The sequence below is a fragment of the Methylobacterium sp. GC_Met_3 genome, assembly GCF_026540775.1.
GTDB lineage: Bacteria > Pseudomonadota > Alphaproteobacteria > Rhizobiales > Beijerinckiaceae > Methylobacterium.
The window spans coordinates 13,673-37,382 of the sequence record NZ_JALNUL010000023.1 but is presented as its reverse complement, the minus strand read 5'-3'; the positions used below and the strand labels follow the sequence as shown (position 1 = coordinate 37,382).

Sequence of the window (23,710 nt, the reverse complement as noted above, 5' to 3'; positions counted from 1 at the left end):
GATGAAGCGGTTCGAGCGAAAGGCCGGGGGTGAGCCGCTGCTCACCCTGCGCGACACGCCCGACAATCCGGTCCCGCCTGGCGGCACCCTGATCGCCGTGGGCACGCGCGACGATTGCACTTTGCGGGCGGCCTATTGGCAATCCGGAACGCGCACCTGCCGGGGCACGGTCTGCCTGCTCCAGGGGCGGGCCGAGTTCATCGAGAAGTACTACGAGACGATCCGCGATCTGCGCGCCCGCGGCTTCGCGGTGGTCGCCTTCGACTGGCGCGGACAGGGCGAGTCGGACCGGCGGGTGGACGACCCCCACAAGGGCCACGTCGCCCGGTTCGACGATTACCGGCTCGACCTGCGGGCCGTCGCCGAAGCCGTGCTGATGCCGCTCATGCCGGAGCCCCATGTCGGGCTCGCCCACTCGATGGGCGGATGCGTGGCTCTGCTCGTGGCGCTCGACGGCTGGCTGCCGTTCCGGCGCCTCGTGACGGTGGCGCCGATGCTGTCGATCCGGATGATCCGCTGGCCGGCCGGGGCATCCCTGCTGTCCCAGGGTCTGCACCGGCTCGGGCTCGGGGGCCGCTATATCCCGTTCGGCAAGCCGGTCTCGATCGCCACCAATCCCTATCCCGGCAACCGCCTGACGCGGGATCCCGTCCGTTACGCCCGCAACGCCGCGGCGGCCCGGCAGGTCGGCGCCGGCGCGGTCGGCGATCCGACGATCGCGTGGCTCGCCGAGTCGTTCCGGGCGATGGCGCGCCTGCGCGATCCGCGCGCCGCGCCGCGCATCACCCTGCCGACCCTGATCGTCGCCGCAGGCGCCGATCCGGTCTGCGGAACCCCCGACACCGAACGCTTCGCCGCGCGGCTCAAGGCCGGCCACATCCTGGTCCTGCCGGATTCCCGGCACGAGATCCTGTCCGAGCGCGATGCGATCCGGCAGGATTTCTGGGCGGCCTTCGAGGCGTTCGTGCCGGGCTCGCCCCTGCCCTCCCACGCGGAGGTCGCCACGCACGCCACCGCGGTGCCGGTGGCGTGACGGACGTCAGGGTTTCAAAAGGGCGAGCCCTTTTGCGGGTTCAGGGCAGAGCCCTGATGGGCTCGGGCGAAGCCCGATATCGGGGCCCCGCCCCGACACCCCGTCAAAGGGCTTTAGCCCTTTGGGATCCCGTGACGCTTCAGCCGCCGAGATCCGGGTCGATGTCGCGGGGGCGGACGAACCGGTCCAGACGTCCCTGCCCCGGGCCGATCTCGGCCCAGCTGTCCGTGTCGAAATCGATCACCACGTAGGCGGCGGTGGGGAATTCCAGCGCCAGGCGGTTGCGCACGGCGCGCGGCCCCTCCCCTGCGAAGTCCGAAGCCAGATCGCCCAACCCCGGATTGTGGCCGACGACGATCACCGTGGCGGCGCTGTCGGGCGCCGACTGGATCACCGTCAGAATTTGGTGCGCCGAGGCCTCGTAGATCTCGCGCTGCCAACGGATCTCGGGGTCGCCGAGCATGGCCGCCATCGCCTCCCAGGTCTCCCGGGTGCGCTGGGCCGTCGAGACCAGGGCAAGGTCCGGCCGCACGCCCTCCTCGGCGAGACGAGTCCCCACGGCCGGCGCGGCCCGCCGGCCCCGGTCGTTGAGCGGTCGGCCGTGATCGGCGACGCCCGCCGGGCGGTCCGACTTGGCGTGCCGCAACAGGATCAGCCTGCGCATGACGTCAGCCCCTGCAAGAATTTCGGACCGGCCTCGCGGTCTCGTGATGCCGGTTAGAGCGCTCTCCGCCGAAGTGGACACCGGTTCGGCGTAAGAGAGCGCGTCACAACAAAAGCTTGGCGCCGCGCACGATTGCAACGCGATGGGGCACGGCTCTAGCCGAAAGCGCGGTGCGCGTCAGCCGCCCCGCTGCTCGCGCCGCATCATGAAGGCGAGCTTCTCGAACAGGCTGACATCCTGCTCGTTCTTCAGGAGCGCCCCGTGCAGGGGCGGGATCAGCTTGCGGCCGTCCTGCTCGCGCAGGGTCTCTGGGGCGATGTCCTCGGACACGAGGAGCTTCAGCCAGTCGAGCAACTCGGAGGTCGAGGGCTTCTTCTTGAGGCCCGGCACCTCGCGCATCGCCAGGAAGGTCCGCAGGGCCTCCTCGACGAGGCGGTGCTTGATGCCCGGATAGTGCACGTCCACGATTCGCTGCAGCGTCTCGGCATCGGGGAACGTGATGTAGTGGAAGAAGCAGCGGCGCAGGAACGCGTCCGGCAATTCCTTCTCGTTGTTCGACGTGATGATCACGATCGGCCGCCGCACGGCTTTGACGGTCTCGCCGGTCTCGTAGACGTGGAATTCCATCCGATCGAGTTCGGTGAGCAGGTCATTGGGGAACTCGATATCAGCCTTGTCGATCTCGTCGATCAGCAGGACCGGGCGCTCGGGCGCCGTGAACGCCTCCCAGAGCTTGCCGCGCCGGATGTAGTTGGCGATGTCCGAGACCTTCGGGTCGCCGAGCTGGGAATCCCGCAGCCGCGAGACCGCGTCGTACTCGTAGAGCCCCTGCTGCGCCTTGGTGGTGGACTTGATGTTCCAGACGATCAGCGGCGCGTTCAGCCCCTTGGCAATCTCCTCGGCCAGCACGGTCTTGCCGGTGCCGGGCTCGCCCTTCACGAGGAGCGGCCGTTCGAGCACCACGGCGGCGTTGACCGCTGCCGTGAGGTCGGGGGTCGCGACGTAGGACTCGGTGCCGGAAAAGCGCATCGCGGTCTCGGAGAGAGGGGCCTGGGAGAACGGGTAACGCGGGGTGCGGGCGGGCCGCAAGCGGTTGACGGCGCGGCTTCGCTGACAGCGCCTGTCCCACCCACCCTCTCATCCTGAGGTGACCGCGTCAGCGGGCCTCGAAGGAGGGCTCCAGCCAGCCGCGCGATTCCTGGAGGGCTCCTTCGAGGCCTTCGCTACGCTACGGCACCTCAGGATGAGGCTGAGGATCGGATCCTCGAGCTTTTCCTTGGGCCTTCCTCAGCCCTTCTCGTGCCAGACGCAGTTCCGGGCCAGGATCTCCAGGTTCACGTCCGACTTCTGCGGCTGCGGCAGGGTCTTGCCGTCCATGGCGAGGTCGATCTTGATCTCGACCTGACCCTTCGCCTCGGCCGTGCGGCGGGAGAAGTAGCAATATTGCTGGTAGGGCTGATCGGCGTTGTCCTTGAAGTTCCAGCCGGTCACGATCTGCCCGTCGAGATAGGGCACCTGCTTGAACACCGTGAAGGTGGTGTTCACCGCAGCCTTCGAGGCCGGGGTGGCGTCACTGCCGAGCTGCGCCCGTGTGGGGGTCGGTGACCCGGTGGCGGCCTTGGGCAGACCTTCGAGTTTGAGCGTGTTGTCGGTGAGCGTGACCTCGCCCTTGGTCTTGAGCGTCACGTCCGAGAGCGCGGCCTGCATGGCGGAGGCGATCTTCTCCGCCGCCGTATCGAACTGGTTGAGCGTGGCCCAGCCATAGGCTGCCGCGCCGACGCCAATTCCGGCGAGGCACAGGAAGGCGCCGAAGCCCAAGGCCCGGAACAGGAAGGCCCGGGCCGCGACGTAGCTCGAATCCGCCCGCAGGCGGGAATTCACCTGCTGAGCGAGGGCGACGTTCTCGGGGGTTCCGCCGGCGACGTAGTTCATGCGCCCGCTCCCGCGGCTGGCAGGGTCTGGCCCGGAGCGTTCTGCCCGGGCAGGGCCTGCTGGCCCGGAACCGGCCGGTTCATCGGGATGACCGCCCCGGAGGCGTTGGCCGCCCGGGGCAGGATCGGCTCAGGGTTCGAGCGCAGCGCGTCGGCGATCGCGTCCAGCATGTAGGGGGCGGCCTCCGGGTTCACGGCGGCGCCGAGGTCGTCCTCATCCATGAAGGTCCGGCGGGTCGAGACCGCGCAGAGCGCCAGGATCGTCGACGCGAAGGCGGCGCAGATGGCCGGCACGAACACGAAGATCCGCAGGAAGGCGTGGACCTGACTCTCGGTCACGTCGATCGGATCGACGCCGTACACCATGGCGGTGAAGGAGTGGAGCTGCGAGCGGTTGACCGCGTTGCGGTAGCCCTGCTCGGCATCGGCAACGCGCCGGTCGGCGGCGCCGGGATCGAGCGCCGCGCGGGCCTTGCGGGCCTCCTCGAGGTTCTTGACCAGGGCAGCGCGGTCGGTCGAAGCCTTGCTGACTTGCGCCGACAGGGCCGCCACCCGCGGGTCGGCGAGGCATTTCAGGTTCTGGTACGACCGGCCCTTGCTGTTGGTGCCGAAGACCCGCTCGCAGCGCTGGGCCGGCAGGCCGGCGAGCTGCTGGGCGTTGTCGGCGGCGCGCTTCTCGATCTGGTCGAGTTCGGCCGTGTACTGGGCGACGCGCTCGTCCGCCGCCTTGATCCGGTCGCCGATCGTGGCGCGGTCGGCCTGGGCGTCCTTGAGGGCCGTCTTGGCCTTGGCGGCCTCCATCAGCCGGGGATGGAACATCATCTCGCCGAGCTGCGACACCGACTTGGTGGTCACGCCGGCGGCGAAGATGATGCCGAGCACCGCCAGCCCGCGCACGAAATGCGAGCGCTGCGTGCGGGCCAGGATGCCCAGCGGCACCCGGCACAGCTCCACCGCGGCGTAGACCAGGGGGGCCAGCAGCATGAAATAGAAGGCGTGCCAGTCGCCGTCGCTGTAGACGCCCGCGAACAGCCACGCGCCCCAGAGCGAGGCGCCGATCACCATGAACTCGACGAGGTAGGCGATCGCCACGTAGCCCCATTTGACGCGGTAGCCCCGATCGACGTGACGCTGATGGCGCCAGCGGTCCGATTCGAGCCTCCACTCGCGCTCCTCGCGCTTGCGGTCGCGGTTGGGGGGCGCTTTGGGACCGGCAAAGATCGATTTGATGGAGATCATCGGCCTCAACACTTCCATCGGGTCCGGTCCCGGGCACAGCCAGCCGAGTTTAACCCCGGTTTAACTCCTGCGTGTATGCGCGCATTGTGCCGATTTTAGGCCGCCGCGCACGCCTGCACTGTACGATACCGGGCCCGCCGCCCGGGTGGCGGAAATGTCTCACCCGATTCATGTATCCGGCTTGTGTCGCAGCACACCTGAACCTGGCAGGAATTCGTTTGCTCCCCGTCGGCCTGGGACCCATGATCGCGAAGCCGTGATCGGCACCCCCGCCGCCGCCAGAGACGAGGTTCGATCCCACGCCGATGCCAGAGGTCCATCCGGGTTCCTACAAGGAAGCGATCCTGTTCCTCGTCACCGCGGGGATCGTGGTGCCGCTGTTCCACCGCCTGCGGATCTCGCCGGTGCTCGGCTTCATCGGCGCCGGCGCCCTGCTCGGACCCTACGGCCTCGGCCGTCTGGCGGAGGCCTATCCGTTCGTCCACCTCTTCACCATCGGCAACCGGGCCGAGATCTCCCATCTCGCCGAGTTCGGCGTGATCTTCCTGATGTTCATGATCGGGATCGAGCTGTCCTGGGAGCGTCTGCGGACCCTGCGGCGGCTGGTCTTCGGCCTCGGCTCGCTGCAGGTCGGCTGCTCCACGCTGATCCTGGCGATGATCCTCTACGGGCTCAACGTGCCGCTGGTCGGCGCCGCGATCGTGGGGATCGGGCTCGCGCTCTCCTCCACCGCGGTGGTGCTGCCGGTCCTGGCCGAGCAGAAGCGGCTCAACGCGCCCACGGGGCGCACGAGCTTCGCGGTGCTGTTGTTCCAGGATCTGGCGGTGGCGCCGGCCCTGTTCGCCATCGCGGTGCTCGGCCGCGACGATGGGGGCGACAAGGGCTGGGCGCTGGCCATGGCGCTGGGCCAGGCGGCGGTGGCGCTGGTGCTGATCGTGATCGCGGGCCGCCTCGCCCTGCGCCCGCTGTTCCAGCTCGTGGCGCGCACGCGCTCGACCGAGCTGTTCATGGCGGCCTGCCTCCTCGTCATCGTCGGCACGGCGCTGACCGCGGCGGCGAGCGGCCTGTCGATGACGCTCGGCGCCTTCGTGGCGGGCCTGCTGCTCGCCGAGACCGAGTACCGCCGGGCGATCGAGGCGACCATCGACCCGTTCAAGGGCCTGCTGCTCGGCGTGTTCTTCGTCTCGGTGGGGATGAACCTCGATCCGGCTCAGCTCATGGCGACCCCGGGCGCGATCCTGGGTCTCGCCCTGGCGCTGGTCGCCATCAAGGGGGCCGTGGTGGTGATGGCGGCGCCGGTGATGAAGATCCCCCGGCCGGTGGCGATCGAGACGGCCCTGCTGCTCGGGCCGGGCGGGGAATTCGCCTACGTGCTGATCGGCGGCGCCATGGCGACCGGGCTGGTGCCCGAGGAGGTCGGGGCCGCCGCCCTGGTGGTGACCACCGTCACGATGATCATGATCCCGGCGCTCGCGGCGGTCGGCCGGCGGCTCAAGCAACGGGCGACCGCCCAGGCCCAGGCCGCCGCGGGGGCGCAGACACCGCTTCCCGAGAAGGTGGAGAACCGGGTGATCGTCGCGGGCTTCGGCCGCGTCGGCCGGCAGGTCGGCGAGATGCTGGAGAAGCACAAGATCCCGTATCTCGCCCTCGATTCGGACCCCGCCCGGGTCGCCGAGCAGCGCCGCACCGGGAAGCCGGTCTATTTCGGCGATTCCGGCAACACCGAGATCCTGCGCCACTGCGATATCGCCTCGGCGCGCGCCCTGGTGGTGACGCTCGACAGCCCCCGGGCGGTCGAGGCGGCGGTGACGGCGGCCCGCGCCGAGCGGCCGGACCTGACCATCGTGGCCCGGGCCCGCGACGCCCGCCACGCCACGGCGCTCTACGAACTCGGGGTCGACGACGCGGTGCCGGAGACGATCGAGGCCTCGCTGCAACTGTCGGAGGCGGTGCTGGTCGATGTCGGCGTGCCGATGGGGCTCGTCATCGCGTCGATCCACGAGCGGCGGGACGAATACCGCGCCCTGCTCAAGAAGCGCGAGAACGAGGCCAAGCCGATCTTCCGGGCCCGCCGCACCGTGGGCAAGACCCTGGGCAAGCCGCCGGTCAAGCGGGAGCCGGAGCCCCAGGCGGCGGCCGGCCAGGAGGCGTGAGCCGGCTTTTTCGAAAGTCGGAAGCCACCGTCTGGGCTGATGCTCTCAGCCCAGGCCCAGCCGGCTGCCGGACCCAGAGGAATGACCGCGCGCTGGATTTGGTCGATCGACGGACGGCTTCAACTGCGCCCTTGCGCCGATCCGGTGCGTTCTGACCCAGACATAGCGTAGTCGCCTGTGGCGCGGATGGGCAACTGGGGAGACGTACCCCTGCGACCGTGTCGACCCGCAGGCAGCACGATATCGTATCGGTTTGGACGTATGAAAACAATGATTTTTTTAATATACGTTGGTTTTATTTGTTTTTGGATGTATTTATTAGGCGAAATATTAGAATAACGTTGAAATGTCGAACTGATAATGATGTATTCGCGGGACGATGGGGTCTCACCGGAGTCTTGATTGCGGATGCGAGTTGTTAAATATTTTTTATCACTGTAACGTGTCTCCGGAGGGCCGGTCAGTATCGGTCGGCGAGCCTCATGAGGGCCGGAACATGTATCCTGACGGTGATGGCTGCGCATCGAATGCGACCGACCGCGACGAAAGACCAGCCGTCGCGCTGCTGGCTCGATCCGATCGGGCCGGGCCGCATCGGGCGGGGCCGCCATGTATGAAGGGGATGGCCGGTTCCCCCGGATCGGCGGAAAGCGCGATATCTCCGCTTACGCGACGCTGAAGATGAGCACCGACGAAGTGCCGCCCGGCGCGCGCTTCGATTACTGGATCGAAACCGCCGATCCATGTTCGGCGGTTTCGAGTTCGTGGACGTGGAGCGGAAGGGGTTTCACGCCGCACTGAACGCGCTGACCGTCGATAATCTCGCGATCGGTCATTACGTCGGCACGCCGCACGCCATGAGCCGGGCGAAGTCGCACATCCGATCCTCGGATAACGATACCTATCTCGTCATCCTCGCCTCCGAGCGGGTCTTTAATCTGGAGCACGGCCGATACTGCAGGTCCAGCCCCGGCGGGATCTCGCTCATGGACAACACCCAGCCCTTTCTGGGTGCCCATCCGGAGGGCCTGGACATCATCAACGTCTTCATCCCGCGGGCTGTGCTGGAGCAGGCGGTCGGGCCGGCCCGGTCCCTGACGGGCCTGTCGATCGACGCGACGCAGACGAGCTTTCCCATCATCGCCTCATACCTCGCGTCGCTGATCAAGCACGGCGCGACGCTCGATCCGGATCGGCAGGCGCGGATGGCCGCGGTCGCCGTCGAGCTCATCGCGGCGGGCTTCTCCGAGAAGCTGCAAACCGATCCACCCCGGTCTCTGAGCGCCGCCGCGATCGTAAGCCGGGCGCAGGCCTTCATCACCGAGCACATCGGCGTCGAGGGCCTGTCGATCAACGACGTCGCGGCTGCGCTCAACATCTCGGTCCGCCGGCTTCAGGAGGTGGCGAGCGCGGAGAACATCGCGCTGATGGACTGGATGTGGGAGCGGCGTCTGCAATTGGCGCGCACGAAGCTCGCCGATCTGGCCCACATCTCCGTGCCGGTCGGGCTCATTGCGTATCAATGCGGGTTCGCCAGCCAGGCGCATTTCTCCCGCCGCTTCAAAGAGCGGTTCGGGCACACGCCGACGGAGTACAAGGCCGCGTCCAGCTTCACGCGGGCCGCGCAAACGACGCGGCCTTGGCTGTCCGCCTCACGGTGAACGGATCGGCGCACAGAGGCCGCGGGTTTTCGTCAGACGAAGGCGGGCTGCGCCTCTGTGACCTTGGGGCGCCGCACCACGCGGTTGCGCGTCGCCGGCTCGAACCCCTCGGCGAAGCTGCATCGGTAGACCAGCTCATCGGCGGGCCCCAGGCCGGTGACGAGCGGCACCGTCACGGTGTCGCCGGAGAAGCGCCAGCCGCGCGCGCCCTTATCCCAGTAAAGCCAGACCGTGCCGGGATGGCCCCGCAGGGTGAACACGGCGGCCTTGCGCGACAGGGCCTGCACCGTCCGCGGGACGTACATGCCCTTGTCGCGATAGGCCTCCCGGGTCGCCGCGGGCTGACGGTCCATGAAGGTGTTGCGCACCAACTGAATCGTCGCCCCCGGCTTCCCGAGAAACCGCTTGAATTCCGTCAGATTCCGCAGGATGACCGCCATTGCAGGCCTCCTCGCTTGTCCTGTGCGGACCGCGTCGCCGCGTCCGCACCCACTCGATCCATCGAGTTGAGCGATTCCCATGACGGATTGCGTGACTGCCCGAGGGGTGCTGCGGCACATATCAACAGATTCGACGACTTATACCCAGATTTTGCGAGTCGAGAGCCCGGAGAGACTCGCGGGGGTGCCGAAATCGACTCGGGCTTCGGCGCTGAATCTTGTCGACCATTCGCGAAGACTCGCGGTCGCTGACGGAAAGTCCAGAGCAGCTTGGGGCCGGTGGTTTCGATTCGCCTGGACTTGACCCGCATCGCCAACTGGCGCGTTTGTCTCGGATGCTGCTGCAGTTCTTCACGGCCCTGCGAGACGCCAAGGTCCCCGTCTCCCTGAGGGAGTACCTCACGCTGCTGGGCGGCCTCGACCAGGGGCTGGCCGGGCACGAGGTCGAGGCCTTCTACTTCCTGTCGCGCACGGCCTTGGTGAAGGACGAGGCGCATCTCGACCGGTTCGACCGGGTGTTCGGTACGGTGTTCAGGGGGCTGGAGACCCTCGGCGAGGCGGTCGAGCCGACGCCCATTCCCGAAGAGTGGCTGCGCAAGCTCGCGGAAAAATACCTGACCGAGGCCGAGAAGGCGGAGTTGAAGGCGCTCGGCTGGGACAAGCTGTTCGAGACCCTCAAGCAGCGGCTGGCCGAGCAGAAGGGGCGCCATCAGGGCGGCTCCAAGTGGATCGGGACCGGCGGGACCTCGCCGTTCGGCGCCTACGGCTACAATCCCGAAGGGATCCGCATCGGCCAGGACGGAAACCGCAACTTCCGCGCCGTGAAGGTCTGGGACAAGCGCACGTTCAAGGATCTCGACGACGATCGCGAAATCGGCGCGCGCACCATGCGCCTCGCGCTGCGGCGCCTGCGCCGCTTCGCCCGGGCGGGGGCGGCCGAGGAACTCGACCTCGACGGCACGATCCGCGCGAGCGCCCGCCAGGGCTACATCGACGTGAAGTTGCGGCCGGAGCGGCGCAACGCCGTGAAGGTGTTGCTGTTCCTCGATGTCGGCGGCTCGATGGACTGGCATATCGAACAAGCCGAGGCTTTGTTCTCGGCGGCGCGCTCGGAGTTCAAGCATCTCGCGCATTACTACTTCCACAACTGCCCCTACGAGGCGGTCTGGACCGAGAACCGGCGGCGCCACGAGGCGCAGACGCCGCTGCTCGACGTGATCCGCACCTATGGCAGCGACTACCGGCTGATCTTCGTGGGCGACGCCTCGATGAGCCCCTACGAGATCGCCGCGCCCGGCGGCGCGGTCGAGCACTGGAACGCGGAGGCCGGCGCCGTCTGGATGCAGCGGCTTCTCGACCATTTCCCGAAGGCGGCCTGGCTCAACCCAGTGCCGGAGACGCACTGGGGCTACACGCAGTCGATCGGCATGGTGCAGCGGCTGGTCTCGGGCCGGATGTTCCCGCTGACCCTGGAGGGGCTCGACGCGGCGGCACGGGCGCTGGTGCGGTAGGGATCGTGGATGGGCTGATCGTGGTGGCTCGGGTGACCGGGCCTTGGAGGTCGCCCGCTGACATGGGTCTGGCATGGGCAGGACGCGTTCTGCCAGGACAGCGGCAGTGTCCTCTTTCACAGGGGTGGCCGGTTTCGTATCTCGCGCGTGAAGAAGGAGCAGCCGGCTCCGTGCTTCTCAGCCGTCTGTGGTCTGCGAAATTCACATATCTGCGTCGGACACTCAGGTCGTGGGAGAGCGCGGCGTGCCCCCTCTCCGGTGCGCGCAAGCGGATCTACACGTCTCCACCAGACGCCAAGGATTTGAGAAACAAGCGCGTTTCCCCTCCCCACAAGGGGGAGGAGACAGCGTCGGCGCAGGTGGGTGAAGACCGCAGTTCACACGGGAGAGGGGCCCCGCGCTTTTTCAAGCCGGCGGCCGAGCCTGCCCAAACCTGAAACCTCTGTATCCTGTAGCTCTGAGGGGACGAGGAGGAGCGCATCGAGCCTTGGCGCTTGAGTCAGCGGGCCGAGGCCTCGCGAAGCGCGACAGCGTCCCCCTTCTCCCAGGCCTCAGGCCAGGCATTCACATCGCTGTCCGCGATGAAACGGCCGCTTTCGATGTCCGCCCTCGCGATTGCCAGAAGGGCCGCTCGCGCTGCCGGGTCATCTCCCCAGGAGGCGCCGGCTTCCGGTTCTGCCGGAGTCCAACCGTCGTCACGCGCGCTCATCTTGAATCGCGGCGTTCCGCTTCAGCACGGGACGCGATCCTACCCCTGCTGCGTCGGGGTCGTCACCACGAGCCCGTCGAGCGCCGGGGTGATCTTGATCTGGCAGGACAGGCGGGAATTCTCGCGCACGTCGCTGGCGAAATCGAGCATGTCCTGCTCCATATCCTGGGCCTTGCCGACCGCCTCGATCCAGTCCGCCGAGACGTAGACGTGGCAGGTGGCGCAGGCGCAGGCGCCGCCGCATTCCGCGTCGATGCCCGGCACGTTGTTGCGCAGTGCCGTCTCCATCACGGTCGCGCCGACACTGCCTTCGACGGTCCTTTCCGTCCCGGCGTGGTCGACGTAGGTGATCTTGGGCATGCTGGGGCTCCGGGCTCGCGTCGGGCGAAATCAGTCCAACGGGCGGCGTGACTGATTGGCGGTTGAACCCACGGAATGCAAGCGCGGCGATTGACACCCGTCCCGGATCGATCGCCGCATCGCTGCACCCCTGTTTCCGGAACGGCCCGCGACCTTATGGATGGCGGCCTTGCCCTCAGGCGCGGCCGTCCGCGATCGCGCGCAGCGCCGTGTCGACCGCTTCCGCGAGGTCGTCGACACCCCCATGTCCCTCCCCCCGCAGGCGCGTCTCCGCGGCATCCGCCAGTGCATGGACCCGCGTGGCTCCGACGCCCGCGGCCGAGCCCTTCAGGGTATGGGCGAGGTCGGCGCGCTCAGGCCGCGACAGGTCCGGATCGGCCAGCCGGGGCAGGATCGACCGGCACTGGTCGGCGAACAGCGCCAGGACCTCGCGGGCGAGATCGGCGTCGCCTCCGGTCTGGGCGTCGAGGGCCGCCCGGTCTATCGCAGGACCGACCGAACGGTCGATCGGCGGTGCGCCGGAGCCGTTGGATTCGGTGTTCTCTGGGGATTGCGGATCTGATCCACACAATTCACCCCCTGATTCGCCGGTCGGGGATCGCGCCGGACCCCTTCCCTGCGGCACGATGCGGGCGCGGTGAGCGGCAGGGTCGGTAACCATTCGGTTAACGTTTTCTGGGGCTGACCGGGACTCGGGTATCGGCAATCGCTGCTCAGGTCTAATCTTGTAATGGTAAACGGGGCGTTGCGTCTCCGGCATCAGCCTCCCCCGAGGTGCCGGTGAACCCGTGTCACGAGGCGTTGAATGGCGACCGAGAAGAAGCTGAAGGACCCGGCCGAGGCCGCGCTCTCTGCGATTGAGCAGGCGCTGAACCTCGACGCCCTGACGCCGACCGGCCTCGACGGCCGCGCTGAGCCGCGCCTGCCCGATGTCGGCGATACCGATCCCCTGCGCGACGGGGGGATGGACGCGGCTGGCCGGACCATGCCGCCACGCCTGGACCTCGACCCACCGCTCGCCTCCGACCTGCCCCCGCCCGGCCTCGAGCGCCCGCGCCGGGAAGGCGGCCTCCTGCCGCCCGACCGGTCGCTTGTCGCCAACGACGACCGGCGCAACATCGGCATCCTGCAACAGACTCTGCGGGTGCGCTCCTCGCCCAAGCCGTATCTCGTCGCGCTCGCGGCCGGCCTCGCCTGGATCGGCCTCCTCGTGCTGGTCGCCTGGATCAAGTCCGAGGGCGATCTGCGCGGCGTCGTCGCGGGGCTCACGGCGCTTCAGGCGAGCGTCGGCGCCGCTGCGCTGCTCGGACCCGTGGTGCTGTTCGTGATCGCCGCCATGCTGGCGGTGCGCGCGCAGGAGATGCGCCTCGTCGCCCGGGCAGTCGGCGAGGTCGCGGTGCGGCTCGCCGAGCCCGAGAGCTTCTCGACCGACGCGGTCCTGACCATGTCGCAGACCGTGCGCCGCGAGGTGGCCGCCGTGGGCGACGGCGTCGAGCGGGCGCTGGCCCGCGCGGGCGAGTTGGAGACCCTGGTGCGCGGCGAGATCGCCACCCTGGAGCGCGCCTATTCCGACAACGAGATCCGCATCCGCTCCCTCGTGGAGGAGCTGGTGGCGCAGCGCGAGGCGATCGTCACCAACGCCGACCGGGTGCGCAACGCCATCACCGGCTCGCATCAGAGCCTGAGCCAGGAGCTGGAGGGCGCCTCCGACCGGATCGTGACGGCCCTGACCGGCGCGGGCGAGCGCGTGACCGGGGCCCTCGAGACCCGCGGCGCCGCCATCACGGATTCCCTCGGTGAGGCCGGGGACCGGGTGGTCGGCCTGATGACCGCCCGCGGCAGCGACCTGATCGACACGCTGACCGCCACCAGCGAGGCGGTGCGCGGCACCCTTCAGGAGGTCGGCGCGGGCCTGACCCACGCCTTCGAGAGCCGGGCCGGCGAGGCGACCGGCGCCTTCGAGGCCGCCGGCACCGCCCTGGCGGGCCGTCTCACAGAGAATGCCGGCACCCTGGCCCGGAGCCTGGAGGAGACCGGCGCGCAGGTCGGGGCGGCGTTGGAGCGCCAGGCCAGTGCGGTGCGCGAGAACTTCGAGCGCTCGGCAACCGGGCTGGAGAGCGTGTTCCTGTCGCGCGGCTCCGAGCTGACCGACCGGTTCGGCGCGATGGGCGCCGAGATCACGGCGCGCTTCGCCGAGACCGGCTCGGCCCTCGCCCAGGACATCGCCGGCCGCGGCACGGCGCTTCGGGCCGAGATCGAGACCACGGGTCTGTCGGTCGCCGAGGCGATCGAGGGCCGCGGACGCGACGCGCAGGCTGCCCTGGCGCTTGCAGCCGGCGGTGCCGGCGACGCCCTGTCGGCCCGGGCCGGCATCGTCCGCGACGAGCTGATCGGCGCCGCCGAGCGGATCGCCGACGCGCTGACGGAGCGCGGCAGTGCCGTGGCCGAACGCATGGACGGCGTCGCGGCGCGGCTCGACGAGACCGTGACGGTGCGGGCGGCCGATCTGGAGACGCGGGTCGCCGCTGCGGCGGAGCGCGCCGGGAGCGGCATCGCGCAGCGGACCGACACGGTCGCGGCCAGCCTGGAAGCCGCCTTCGCGGCCCTGGGCCGGGGCTTCGAGACCGGCGCGGCCGGCGCGGTCCAATCCCTGCGCGGCACGGTCGAGGGCCTGTCGGTCGAGATCGACGACCGTACCGCCGAGGCGGTCGCGGCGCTCCGGCGCGGCGCCGAGGCGGCCACCACCGCCCTGCACGGGACCACCGAGGCCGCCACCGGTGCGGTCGAGGCCCGGACTCTCGAAGCTGTCCGGGTCATGGAGCGGCGGGTCGCCGAGTCCGCCGCTGCCCTGGCGACGCGGACCGAGGAAGCCGCCGAGGCGCTGCGCGCCGCCGCCGAGCAGACCGGCACCGCCGCCGAGGCTCAGACCCGGGACGCCGCCGCGCGTCTCGCCGCGACCCTGGAGACCCTGCGCACCGCCTCGACCGAGGTGGCGAGCACCGTCGAGGCCGAGACCGCCGCCCTCATGGCCCGGTTCCTCGAAGCCGCCGACCGCGCCGGCACGGATCTCGGAACCCGCGGCACGGAGGCGGTCTCGGCCGTCCGCGCCGCCCTCGACGACCTCAACCGCGAACTCGCCGCCCGCACCGGCGACGCCACCGGCAGCCTCGCCGAGGCCGCTCGCGCGATCTCGGCCGACCTCGCCGCCCGGATCGGCGAGATGGAGGCGGCCTTCGGCGAACAAGGACGGAGCGTCGCCGAGCTGCTCGCCGGCCACGCAGACGAGACCCAGACCCGGATCAGCGGCACGGGCCGCGACATCGTGCTCGCCGTGGCGAGCCAGGGCGCGCGCATCGCCGACACCCTCAGCCAGACCGGTGCGAGCTTCGCCGAGACCGCCGACGGCCGCGTCCGGGCGATCGACGAGACCCTGGGCAACCGCCTCGCCGCCCTGCAGGAAACCATCGCCCGCGGCGACATCCTGGCCGACCGGATCGGCCGCGACACCGCGGCGCTCGGCGAGACCGTCGGCGCCCGGTTGGAAGAGATGGACCGCCTGCTGACCGGCAAGGGTCAGGCCGTCGCCGAGACGATCACCGCCCGCGCCCACGAGGCCGGCAGCCTGATCGAGACCCATCTCGGCAGCCTGGAGGAGCGCTCCGCGAAGCGGGCCGCCGAGATCGGCGCGGCCGTGGCGGAACTTGTCGGCCACATCGACAGCCACCTCGGCAACCGCGCCACCGCGGTGGACGAGACCCTGCGCGCCCGCACCGACGAGATGGCGCGCATCATGGCCGAGGGGCATCGCGGCCTCATGGAGATGCTGGAGGGCCGCACCTCCGGGCTCGGGCAGGACATCGCCCGGCACACGGGCGAGATCGCCCGCCGGATCGAGGAGAGCGCCGGTCAGTTCGATACCGGCGTGGTCAGCCGCCTCCAGGCGATTGCCGAGGCGCTGGACGAGCGCGCCCGCCTCGTGGACGAAAGCTTCGGCGTCCAGGCCTTCGAGACGATCCGCGTCATCGAGGCCCGCACCCGCGCGGTCGACGAGGAACTGGCCGGCCGGACCCGCGACCTCGTCGCGACGATCACCGACCGGACCGGCGGCCTCGACGGCGCCATGGCCGAGCGCGTCCGCGCCCTCAAGGCGACGATCGAGGAGGCCACGACCGGCCTCGAGACCGCCCTGTCGACCCGCGGCGAGGCGCTTGTCCGTCTGGTCGACGAGCGCACCGAGAGCGCCGACGCGACGCTCGCTGCCCGCGCCGAGTCCGTCCGTGCCGCCTTCGCGGAGCGCGCCGATCAGCTGGCCCGCGAGATCGACCAGCGCATCGCGGCCCTGTCGGGTGAGTTCGACGAGAAGGGCCGTGCCGTGTTCGGTGCGATCGGCGGCCGGATCACCGAGCTCGCCCGCCTGTTCGACCGTGGCGGCACGTCGCTGTCCGAGCTGATCGACCAGCGCGGCGAGAGCGTGCTGGCCAAGCTCCAGCAGACCATCGCGGATGCCGAGCGGATGCTCAATGACGGCGAGGGCCGCCTGGGCCACACCCTGTCGAGCCGCACCGCCGACATCAGCGGCCTGCTCGACGACGGCGTGCGCACGGTCCACACCCTGTTGGACGACCGCACCAACCAGATCCGCGTGATGCTGGACGGCCATGCCGGCACCCTGGCCGCCACCCTCGACGGCCGCATGGGCCCGATCAACGAGGCGCTGGACGGCCGCGGCCAGGCGCTGATCGCCGCCCTCGACGGCGCCTTCGGCACCGCGACCGGCGCCCTGGACGACCGGACCCATCAGCTCGGCAGCCTGTTCGACGAGCGGCTCGGCCACCTCGAGTCCCTGGTCGAGGGGCGCGGCAACCGCCTGGCCGACACGCTCACCGCCCGGGCTCAGGCCCTGCGAACCCTGTTCGAGGAGGCCCAAACGGCCCTCGATGCCCTGGTCGAGGGCGGCGGTGGCCGCTTCGCCGCCACGGTCGATGCCCGCATCCAGTCCCTGCGCACGGTGCTGGAGGAGGCCCCGGCCGCCGTCTCGGCCCTGGTCGAGACCCGCGAGCGCCAGCTCGCCGCCACCCTCGATGCGCGCACGCAGCGTCTCCAGACCCTGTTCGAGGAGGCGCAGGCCGGCCTGCGCGACCTCGTGGACGGGCGCGGCCAGCAGGTCGCCGACGCCATCGCGGCCCGGACCGACAGCCTGCGCACGACCCTCGACGCGGCGCCCGCCCAGATGGCGGACGTGCTCGACAACCGCCTGTCCGATCTGCAGGGCCTGTTCGAGCGGGCGCAGGGCGAGATCGACCGCCTGGTGGACACCCGCGGTCGCCAGATCGCCGGCACGATCGAGCACCGGACCCAGGCGCTTCAGGCGACCATCGACAAGGCGCATCCCGCGATCGCGGGCCTGCTGGAGAGCCGCGAGACTCAGCTCGCCGAGACTCTCCGCGAGCGGACGGGCGAATTGCAGGCCCTGTTCGACCGGGTGCAGAACCGCCTCGGGGCGATCGTCGAGGGGAGTGGCCGCGACGTGTCCGAGCGGGTCGATGCCCGGGTTGCGGCTCTGCGGACCACGTTCGAGGAGGCCCGGGCGGCGATCGAGGGGCTGCTCGACGACCGCAGCCAGGCCCTGCTCGACACCGCCCAGGGCCGCACCGGCGCGCTGGTCGAGGTGTTCGACACCCGCCTGCGCGCCCTCGACGGCGTCGTGCAGGACCGCACGGCGTCCCTGGCGCAGGCCGTGTCGGCGCATAGCGAGGCCCTGGCTCAGGGCGTCGATGCCCGCGCCGATGCCTTCACCCAGCGCATCGACAGCCGGATGCGGCTGTTCGCGACCCTGGTGGCGCAGCGTGCCGACACCCTGGCCAATGCCTTCGACGACCGCCACGACGCCTTCGCGAGCCTCGTGGACGAGCGCACCGCCACACTCGTCGCCGCCCTCGACGAGCGGGCGCGCGCCCATGCCGAGCAGGTCGACGTCCACAATGCGGCTCTGGCTGAGACGCTCCGTCGGCGCGAGGACGCCCTGGCCGGCCTGATCGACGAGCGCGTCGAGGCGTTGGGGGCTGCGTTCGAGCGGCGTACCGACGCCCTGGGTGCCCTTGTCGATACCCGCGGCGAGGCCCTGTCGCGCCGCCTGGCGGAGAGTGCCGAGGCTTTGGTGCGTGCCATCGAGGACCGGGGCGGCGCGCTGCTCACCGGTCTCGACCAGAGCGGGCGCACCGTCGGCGATGCGTTGGAAGGCCATGTCGAGCGTCTGCGCGGCGCCATCGACGGGCCGATGCTCGACCTCGCGCGTGCCCTGGCCGATCGGGCCGAGGCGATCGAGCGGGCGCTGTCGGAGACCGGCATGCCGCTGGCCGACAGCCTGCGGGAGCGGACCGAGGAGCTGGCCGTGCAGTCGCGGGCCTCGGCCGAGCTGCTGCGCGCCGCCATCGAGGACGGGGCCGGCCGCACCCTCTCGGAACTGTTCGACACCAATGACCGGATGGGCCGCGAACTCGGCAGCCTGCTCCATCGGATCGAGGCCGCCAACACGGCGCTCAGCGACCTCGTCGCCGGGGCCGACACCAATCTCGGCGCGATCGAGCGGGGCCTCGCCGGCCGGATCGAGCAGGTCCAGGCAGCCCTGGAGCGCATCGCGGCCGAGACCGGCCGGGCGAGCGCCGGCGTCTCGTCCCAGGTCGAGGCCCTGCGCGGGGCCGCCGATGGGGCGCTGAGCGAGGCTTCCCGCCTCGCCGAGACCCTCGACGGCCGCGGCCGCTCGCTCGCGGAGCAAACCGGCGCGCACGTCGCGGCCCTCGATCGGGCCGCCGTGTCGCTCGCCGCCATCGAGGAGCGGCTGGGCGCGACCCTCTCGGGCCGCGAGACGGCGCTGACCGAGGCGCTGGCCGCTTTCGAGACCCGCGCCGCCGCCCTGGAGGAGAACGGCAAGGCTCTGGAGCGGACGATCGAGCAGACCCTGCGCGCCGCCGAGGAACGGGCGCGCAGCGTCGGCGAGACGCTGACCCGGACCGCGGAGGGCGCCGGCGCCTCGGTGACCAGCGCCTTCGCCGACCTGAAGGACAGCGCCAGCGCCGAGGGCGAGAAGGCCGCCCAGGGCGTGCGGCAGGCGATCGAGGAAGCGGCGCGCGACATGCGCACCGGCTTCCAGGAGGCCCAGGCCAGCTTCGGCGACTCCTTCTCGGCCCTGCGCGATATGGCGGGCTCGATCCGTGGCGAACTCGACGCAACCCGCGCCGAACTCGCCAAGGGCGTGCTCGACCTGCCCCGCGAGACCCAGGATGCCACCGGCGAGATGCGCCGGGTGGTCTCCGACCAGATCAAGGCGCTCAACGAGCTCTCGTCCCTGGTCTCCCGCTCCGGCCGCTCGGTCGACGTCGCTCAGCCGCAGGCGCAGCGGCGGGCCGCGGAGGGCGGTGGTCGTGCCGTCGCGGCGCCCGCTGCTTCCCAGCCTGCGCCCCTCGCCGCCTTCGCGTCGGCGCCGCCCGCCGCACCGGCACCCGCGCTGCCCGCGCTTCCGGCGGTGTCGCGGCCGGCTACGGGGAGCGCGACCCGGGGCGAGACGCCCCGCCCGGCCTCACCGGCCCGCGCCGCCGCACCCGCGCGGACCGGCGACAAGCGGGGTTGGCTGTCCGACCTGCTGACCCGCGCCTCGCTGGACGACGACGAGGAGGTGCCGGCGACGGACGCGCCGGCCCCCGCCGCGTCGGCCCGCCGGCCCGCCGTGGCGGCCGCCGAGACCGGGCGGATCGCCCTCGACACGATCTCGACCGACATCGCCAAGATGATCGAGCACCAGACCGCGGTCGACCTGTGGGAACGCTACCGCCGCGGCGAGCCGAACCTGTTCGACCCGCGGATCTACACGGCGCAGGGGCGGACGACCTTCACGGAGATCCAGCGCCGCTACCGGGCGGATGCGGAGTTCCGCCGCAGCGTCGACCGCTACGTCAGCGAGTTCGAGCGCCTGCTCGGCGACGTGGTCAAGAACGACAGCGACGCCAAGCGGACCGACGCCTATCTCACCTCGGAGACCGGCAAGGTCTACACGATGCTGGCCCATGCCAGCGGGCGGTTCGACGGGGCGTAGGGCGCCCCGCCGGTCGGGGGCGTTAACCCCCCTTCAGGGGCTCTGTTGTCCGCAACCGCGCCAACGCCCTCTCCTCCCCTGGCGATCCCGGGCCTGCCCGGGATCGCTCGAGCAAGCGGGAGGAGCTGGAGGTGGGGGTCGCGCAGGATGTGCCGTCACGGTGCCTTCTGCACCACCCCCACCCCTGGCCCCTCCCCACAAGGGGGAAAAGCTCTGTCCTCTCAACGCGTTGGTGTCAGACCCAGCAGTGTGAATGCGCAGTCCGGCTGAGGGCGGCGGGAGGAGACGGCCGTAGAGCGCCCGCTATTCACCGTTGACAATGTTCCTATTTTGTGCTCATTAGCCGCCACCTGTCCACGGCGGCCTGGGAGCGATCCCGGGGCGTCCTTCGGGGGCCCGCCCGGTGGCTGACTGGGCGGGTCCGGGGACGGGGCGGTGCCCGCGTCGGTGGCTCTCAGCCGCCATCGCCCCGGGCGGCGGACCGGTACGGGGCGTGCCTCGGATGCGGGCGTGAGACCGGGCGGCAGTTTGCCCGGCGGGGGGAGGAAATGCCCCCCGCGCCGACCCGCGTCTGGGCTGACCCTGAGCGACCTGCGGACCCGCCCACGACGAGGCGGGGGACGGCTGGAAGGCCACGGCGCCGATGCGGGTTCCGGGGGTGCGTGCACCCCGCCCGAGACCGCTAACGGGGAGTCGCAGGATCGGGACGTCGGAGACACCGCGACGAGAAAGACGGCACCGGCCGGGGACCATGCCCGGTCGATGCCGCGGGCGCCGCGGGGATCGGATCCCGCGCGTTACTTGGCCGACACCTGGGTCCCCGCGGCGTCCCGCGTCCCGCGTGTTGTCACTCTTGGGCCATGCCCCCGGCGCCGAAAGGCGGGTGGGGACGATGAGGCATGTCCGGCGCCACGCGTGTTCGCGTTCGATCTTCGGTCGTCCGTCTTCCCGGCACCCGCACAGAACTCAACCCCGCCCCGTCACAGCAGCCCGAGGCCGACCAGTTCCCGCCGCAGGGCCTCGGGCATTTCGGCGAGGTCGCCCGAGGCCTCCGAGCCGAGATCGGCGGGCGCGTCGCCGGCCGTGAGATAGCGCCAGCCCTGGAACGGGCGGTACGGCCGCGGGGCGACCGGAACGAGGTGCGGGTCGAACACCAGCCGGCAGCGTGGAATGCCGTCCTCGCCCGTGAGCGGCTCGATGGCGGTGATCGCCTGACGGCACGACAGGGTCCCGCGGATCACCCAGTAGATCGAGCCCTGGCCGGTGATCTCGCGGTGGCGTTTCGGCAGGGTCCGGGTGACGTGGACCGGCGCGGCAGACCGCCCGTCCCGCAGTGACTCGGCCCGGTAGCGGGCCTGCCGCGCCTCGAGGTCGGCGATCGAGGCCGGGCCGACGCAGAGCTTGATCAGGTGCAGGGCCACGGGCGGGCGGTCTCGGAGGTCTCGGCGGGGCGCCCCTGATAGAGCATGCGGCGCGGAAGGGGGATGCGGTTTCGCAGACTCGTGATCCGCTGGCGGATGTCCGGGGCGATCCCGGGGCGAATCGCTCAGGCGAACAGCGCCAGCCGCTGCTCCGGCGGCAGCGCATCGATCTCGGCAAGGCTCAGGACCGTTTCCGGTTCGCCCTGCTGAGCCTGAACCGCGTCCGGATCGGGGGCGTCCGCGGCGAACCCGGACCAGTCGAACGCGTTCGCGTCGCCGGCCGGCTCGCCGTCCGGGGCGCTCTCGGTCACGGCGCTCTCGTCGTCCGTGTTCGCGTCTTCCGTGCTTTCCGGGGCCGCGCTCTCGGGGACAAATTCCTCCGGCTCCGGCTCGCCGGCGACCGGCAGGAACACCAGATCCTCGTGCAGCGGCAGGCTTCCCGGCCGGGCCACTAGGGCGGCGGCCGTGACGGCCGGGACATCCATGCCGATGTAGCGGTCGATGTCGCTCTGGCAGAGATCGGACGCACCGATTTCCGGGGGGCCGGCTTCGGTCAGCGGCGGGATCGGCTCGGCCTCCTCGCCCCAGATCGTGATCATCGCCGACAGGCGATCCTCGAGGTAGCGCAGGGTGTAGACGATCCGGGCGGTGCGCTGCGCGGTGAGGTCCTGGAACGAGCAGGCCGTGTAGATCGCGGTCGCGTGGAGGTCGAGGGCGTCGCAGGCCGCCTCATCGGAGCCCGCCTCGCGCAGGGTCCAGGCCGCTTCCTGGATCGCCTCGGCGGAACCGAGGATGTCGGAGGTCGCCCGCTCGGTCTCGCGCACGATGCCGTCCAGCGCCAGCGACGCCTGGATCAGATGCGTCTGCTCGTGGTTGGCCGCGCTGATCGCGGCAATCTCGGCCTTGGTCCGGCTGATCGCGTCGGCCATGTCGACGAGGTTGCCGCGCAGGTGTCCGAATGCCTCGTGGCCGCGATCCGCGGTGACGGTCCGCTCCAGGCGGGCGATCGCCCCGAGCAGCATCTCGGTCTCGGCGCCCCGGCTGCGGCGGGCGTGTTCGGCCAGGAACCAGCGCCCCCGCTCGGTGTCCGAGATGGTCGCTTCGATGGCCTCATACTCGGCCGACGCGTTCGGGCTCGGTGTTGCGGGACCGGACATGGGTTTCCCTGAACGCGGGCTCGGCGCACGCGGCAATGCGGAATTTGACAGGATCCATTTAACGGGCGCTTACGGGGCGCCCGCCGCGGGCTTCGTCCGCACGCGCCCTGAAGTCCCCGCCCCGAGCCTCACCTTGCCCCGCCCGTCCGGCCCGGCGCGCCTGTCGCTGCTCTACGCCGTGGTCTTCACCGAGATCGGCATCGCGATGCCGTTCATGCCGCTCTGGCTCGACGCCCTGGGGCTCGATGCCGCGGTGATCGGGGTGCTGCTCGCCCTGCCGATCGCCACCCGGATCGCCGCGACCGCGCCGCTGATGAGCCTGCTCGACCGGGGGCTCGGGCCGCGCCGGATGATCCTCGCCGGCAGCCTCGCGCTCAGCCTCACCTATGCGCTGATGCCGGGGGCCGCCGGGATCGGCTGGCCCCTGCTCGCCGTATTGATCGTGCTGAACGCGGTCGCGGGCTCGCCCCTGGTGCCGTGTATCGACTACCTGACCCTGGCGGCCGTGCGCCGGGACAGCCGCCTCGCCTATTCGCGGATCCGGATGGCGGGCTCCATCGCCTTCCTGCTGGCCAATCTCGCGGGCGGGTTCCTGCTCTCGGCGCTCGGCGGAAAGCTCGCGGTGCCGCTGCTGCTGACCGGCCTCGCGCTGGGGGCCGCCGTGGTGGCGTGGCGCAGCCGTTCGGTGACGGGGTTGCCGCACTCCGAAGCCGGGGCCGGCCGGCCGAAGCTGCCTGCGAGCCTCTGGCTCTGCATCGGCGCAGCCGCGGCGATCCAGGCGAGCCACGGAGCGATCTACGGGTTTGGCAGCATCTACTGGACCAGCGCGGGCATCCCGGCCGCCTGGGTCGGGTCGCTCTGGGCGGTCGGCGTGCTCTCGGAGATCGTGCTGTTCGCCGCCATGCCCGCCCTGCCGGCCGCGTGGCGCAGCCCGGTGCGGCTCCTGAGCCTCGGCGCCGCCGCCGCGATCCTGCGGGCGGTCGGCATGTTACTGATCGGCGACCGCCTCGCCGCCCTGGTGCCGCTGCAATGCCTGCACGGGCTGACCTTCGGGGCGACGCAGCTCGGCGCCATGGCGGCGGTCTCGGCCTATGCCCCGGACGGGGCGCGGGGCCGGGCGCAGGGTACGCTCAGCGCGGTCAATGCCAGCATCTCCGTGGTCGCCACCCTGGTCAGCGGCTTCGCCTACCGGGCCGGCGGCCCCCTCGCCTTCCTGTTGATGGCGCCGCTCGCCGCCGCCGGCCTCGGGCTCGCCCTCGCGTCCCGCCCTGCGGCAGCGGTGAGGACCGACACGAATCGTCAACCGTAATGTCGACATAACCGCCCGGCAGGGTGGCGCTGC

The 23,710-nt window shown here is 70.8% G+C and carries 15 protein-coding genes; 6 read left to right on the top strand and 9 right to left on the bottom strand.

What is annotated here, in order from left to right:
• Window position 1 precedes the first annotated feature (1 nt).
• Window positions 2–1,033 (top strand): alpha/beta hydrolase, encoded by a 1,032-nt coding sequence (locus OXS27_RS21740; RefSeq protein WP_267358643.1) that lies wholly within the window; start codon window positions 2–4, stop codon window positions 1,031–1,033.
• Window positions 1,034–1,172: 139 nt separating this feature from the next.
• Here OXS27_RS21740 and OXS27_RS21735 read toward each other — a convergent pair whose 3' ends face one another.
• The 4 genes from OXS27_RS21735 to OXS27_RS21720 form a co-directional block, all read right to left on the bottom strand.
• Window positions 1,173–1,697, bottom strand: coding sequence for a histidine phosphatase family protein (locus OXS27_RS21735; protein ID WP_267358642.1), 525 nt, complete (start codon window positions 1,695–1,697; stop codon window positions 1,173–1,175).
• Between the two features lie 177 nt (window positions 1,698–1,874).
• Window positions 1,875–2,726 carry a MoxR family ATPase gene (locus OXS27_RS21730; RefSeq protein WP_243916298.1) on the bottom strand — a complete coding sequence of 284 codons (852 nt, stop codon included), beginning with the start codon at window positions 2,724–2,726 and terminating at the stop codon, window positions 1,875–1,877.
• 258 nt (window positions 2,727–2,984) lie between these two features.
• Window positions 2,985–3,629, bottom strand: a complete 645-nt coding sequence (locus OXS27_RS21725) for a hypothetical protein (protein WP_243916297.1) — start codon at window positions 3,627–3,629, stop codon at window positions 2,985–2,987.
• On the bottom strand, window positions 3,626–4,885 hold the full coding sequence (locus tag OXS27_RS21720; protein WP_267358641.1) for an ATPase: 1,260 nt from the start codon (window positions 4,883–4,885) through the stop codon (window positions 3,626–3,628). The genes OXS27_RS21725 and OXS27_RS21720 overlap by 4 nt, the downstream gene beginning before the upstream one ends.
• Window positions 4,886–5,172: 287 nt before the next feature.
• Between OXS27_RS21720 and OXS27_RS21715 the strand changes: the two genes are divergently transcribed.
• Window positions 5,173–7,020 carry a cation:proton antiporter gene (locus OXS27_RS21715; protein WP_267358640.1) on the top strand — a complete coding sequence of 616 codons (1,848 nt, stop codon included), beginning with the start codon at window positions 5,173–5,175 and terminating at the stop codon, window positions 7,018–7,020.
• 743 nt (window positions 7,021–7,763) lie between these two features.
• Window positions 7,764–8,681: a helix-turn-helix domain-containing protein gene (locus tag OXS27_RS21710; RefSeq protein WP_267358639.1), complete on the top strand. Its 918-nt coding sequence runs from the start codon at window positions 7,764–7,766 to the stop codon at window positions 8,679–8,681.
• Window positions 8,682–8,713: 32 nt separating this feature from the next.
• Here the strand turns inward: OXS27_RS21710 and OXS27_RS21705 are convergent, their stop codons facing one another.
• A complete protein-coding gene (locus tag OXS27_RS21705) occupies window positions 8,714–9,121 on the bottom strand; it encodes a hypothetical protein (protein WP_243916293.1) in 408 nt (135 codons plus the stop codon).
• 335 nt (window positions 9,122–9,456) lie between these two features.
• Here OXS27_RS21705 and OXS27_RS21700 point away from each other — a divergent pair, with 335 nt between their 5' ends.
• Window positions 9,457–10,632 (top strand): VWA domain-containing protein, encoded by a 1,176-nt coding sequence (locus OXS27_RS21700; protein WP_243916292.1) that lies wholly within the window; start codon window positions 9,457–9,459, stop codon window positions 10,630–10,632.
• A 748-nt stretch (window positions 10,633–11,380) separates the two neighbouring features.
• Here OXS27_RS21700 and OXS27_RS21695 read toward each other — a convergent pair.
• Together OXS27_RS21695 and OXS27_RS21690 are read right to left on the bottom strand one after the other, a co-directional pair.
• A complete protein-coding gene (locus OXS27_RS21695; RefSeq protein WP_243916291.1) occupies window positions 11,381–11,701 on the bottom strand; it encodes a 2Fe-2S iron-sulfur cluster-binding protein in 321 nt (106 codons plus the stop codon).
• Window positions 11,702–11,876: 175 nt separating this feature from the next.
• Window positions 11,877–12,209, bottom strand: a complete 333-nt coding sequence (locus OXS27_RS21690) for an Hpt domain-containing protein (protein WP_267358667.1) — start codon at window positions 12,207–12,209, stop codon at window positions 11,877–11,879.
• Between the two features lie 297 nt (window positions 12,210–12,506).
• On the opposite strand from OXS27_RS21690, the gene OXS27_RS21685 reads away from it, so the two are divergent.
• Complete coding sequence (locus tag OXS27_RS21685; protein ID WP_267358638.1) at window positions 12,507–19,790, top strand: hypothetical protein; 7,284 nt, start codon at window positions 12,507–12,509, stop codon at window positions 19,788–19,790.
• 980 nt (window positions 19,791–20,770) lie between these two features.
• Here the strand turns inward: OXS27_RS21685 and OXS27_RS21680 are convergent.
• Window positions 20,771–21,211, bottom strand: a complete 441-nt coding sequence (locus OXS27_RS21680; RefSeq protein WP_267358637.1) for a DUF1489 domain-containing protein — start codon at window positions 21,209–21,211, stop codon at window positions 20,771–20,773.
• Between the two features lie 125 nt (window positions 21,212–21,336).
• Window positions 21,337–22,368 carry a hypothetical protein gene (locus OXS27_RS21675; RefSeq protein ID WP_267358636.1) on the bottom strand — a complete coding sequence of 344 codons (1,032 nt, stop codon included), beginning with the start codon at window positions 22,366–22,368 and terminating at the stop codon, window positions 21,337–21,339.
• A 133-nt stretch (window positions 22,369–22,501) separates the two neighbouring features.
• Between OXS27_RS21675 and OXS27_RS21670 the strand changes: the two genes are divergently transcribed.
• On the top strand, window positions 22,502–23,677 hold the full coding sequence (locus tag OXS27_RS21670; protein WP_267358635.1) for an MFS transporter: 1,176 nt from the start codon (window positions 22,502–22,504) through the stop codon (window positions 23,675–23,677).
• Window positions 23,678–23,710: the final 33 nt, after the last annotated feature.